This is a genomic window from Thermogutta sp. (genome assembly GCF_014359955.1).
Classification (GTDB): domain Bacteria; phylum Planctomycetota; class Planctomycetia; order Pirellulales; family Thermoguttaceae; genus Thermogutta.
The window spans coordinates 1-2,104 of the sequence record NZ_JACIYL010000760.1 but is presented as its reverse complement, the minus strand read 5'-3'; the positions used below and the strand labels follow the sequence as shown (position 1 = coordinate 2,104).

Below are 2,104 nucleotides of genomic sequence, written 5' to 3'. Positions count from 1 at the left end.
AGCAACAAGCGGACAGCGTCCCGGCGTTCATCCTTCATTGCAAGCACCAGCGGTTTGACAGCGGCCGGGTCCTTAATAGAGCGGAGCTCGTGTTCGGTACCCACCGGGTCGGCTTCCAAGCGGTTTAACAGCCGATGGATTTTCTGGGCCCACTCGCGTTGCACCGCCGATTGCTGCTCCTTTTCCTGTTCAAGCTGCACTTGCTGGGGGAGCATCCATCGGCCCTTGTAAAGGACATAGCCCATCGACTTCATGATCTCGTCGCGGGTCTTCCACTCGTTACCCACCTTTTGGTAACCGAGAAGCGCCCGGGCCCGCGCGTTATCCGGATCCAGTTCAATGATTCGCCGGAGGTGCAGCTCACGCTGCTCCGGGAGATGATGATCGCGACACCAGTCTGCCAGCTTAAAGTGGCCATCCACAGTATCTGGAGTCTGGGCCTTTAACTGTTCGTATTCGGCTTCCACTGGGCTTAGCCGAATGATCTCGGCAATCTCTTCGCGGGGAACACTTAAAACAATGTTGTCTTTAGTTTGAATGCGGACGGCCTTATCACCGTGAGGCATTGTCTCCGAAAGAACCTTTCCTGTGACCCGACCGCCTGACTTCAAAACGATTGTGTCGGCATACACCGGACCGCCGGTCACTCCTGCAATCCAGGCGAGAAGAATGCCGAAACCCAGTATCCGAATTGTCAAGAGACGCTCAATGTTTTTCATTCTGCGGTGACCCTTCAGACTAGCTGCCAGGGCGGATCCAACCATTCCGGCTTCATACCCCTCTTTTAGTATAGGTTCGAGGGCGGACGGCGGCCAATCACGAAGGGGCCTGACAAGCGGGTTTTGCGGAGAAGTCCTTCGGAGCGGCATGCCAGTCGTGCCCGCCGAAACCAGGTTGCATCTCGCTCACACACGAACCCCTGTGGAGGTCCGCGTCCTCGTTGGCGAAGGAAAAAGGGTGATCGCTCAGCGACTGCGGCGCCCGCAATATCACCTCGGCGGAAAAGTTAGAGACGTCATGGAAGAATTGGGAAAAGGTCCGGAAACCGCCCTTCCGCATCCTCATTCGGTGGCCAGAAGATTCCCTGGCGAATCTTCCGGATGACCTCTTCTGCTGTGGCGTCGGCCTCGGCTAACTCTTCCTCGCTCCATGTCGCTTCGTAAAAGCCGGTTTGCTGGATGTCCTTGGGAAGAATGATGTAGCCCAATTTGAGTGGCGTCTGCTTGATCACCGATTGGGCAAGATGCCGGTAGAGCGGCAACTGAAGATCAACCCATTTGAGAACGCCTTCTTGGCGCCGGCGGTGAGTTTTTTCTGGTGGCGTTGGATCTTCACTGATCTTGTAATCGATGATCAGGAATTCCGAGCCATCTCGCCGGCGATCGATGCGATCGATTCGGCCGACGAGTGTCACAGCTTTGCCATCGACAACCAATGTGACCTTCTTGCTGGGCGTGTACTCGGAGTGGAGGATCTCCCATTCCCGGGCATGGGAGGCCTGAAAACTCGCGAAGGCCCGGAGCCGTTCTCGAAGCTGCTCGAGCTGAAGCGGCACGGAAGGCCGGGGAGTGTGCGCCAGGGTTTTCCGGATCATGTGATCCAGGGCGCGGATGAGGAACTCGGCGATCTCATCGGCGGCCGTGCTGTCCCGACATTGGGATCGAGCAAATTGACAGAGCACCCGATGTGCCAGGCTTCCAAAGCTGAGTGGGTCCAGCTCTTCCACATCGTCGGAGAGCGTCCCCAATTGAAGCACATGACGCAGATAAAACCGATACGGACAGGCCAGGTAATCGCGGAACTGAGTCACACGCATTTCCGAAATGGATACCGGCACAACCGGCGCCGGGGGAGCGAGTGCCTCCCGAGTGGTGGAATGTTTGTGCCATCGCGGAGGCCGACGCGGTGGTTCCTCGATAACCCCAAACAGGGAAGATACGCGTCTGACAAGTCCGTCGTCATCGCAGGAAAAGAGAAATCGGCTGGGGAAAAGCGGGTTCTCGTCGGTATCCTGCCGCCCCACGATGAGATGAAACTCCTCGCGACTCGAAGTGATCAGACTGAGCAAATAAGCATCGCGCGCGATCCGCCGAGCGCTCCCCTC

The 2,104-nt window shown here is 57.2% G+C and carries 2 protein-coding genes; both read right to left on the bottom strand.

Features of this window, described 5'->3' with window-relative positions; all coding sequences use genetic code 11:
• The coding region (locus H5U08_RS16680; protein WP_297035648.1) for a hypothetical protein at positions 1–719 on the bottom strand (719 nt) is incomplete at its 3' end.
• 296 nt (positions 720–1,015) lie between these two features.
• Positions 1,016–2,104, bottom strand: a 1,089-nt coding sequence (locus H5U08_RS16675) for a PD-(D/E)XK nuclease family protein (protein ID WP_297035645.1), incomplete at its 5' end; no start/stop codon positions are given.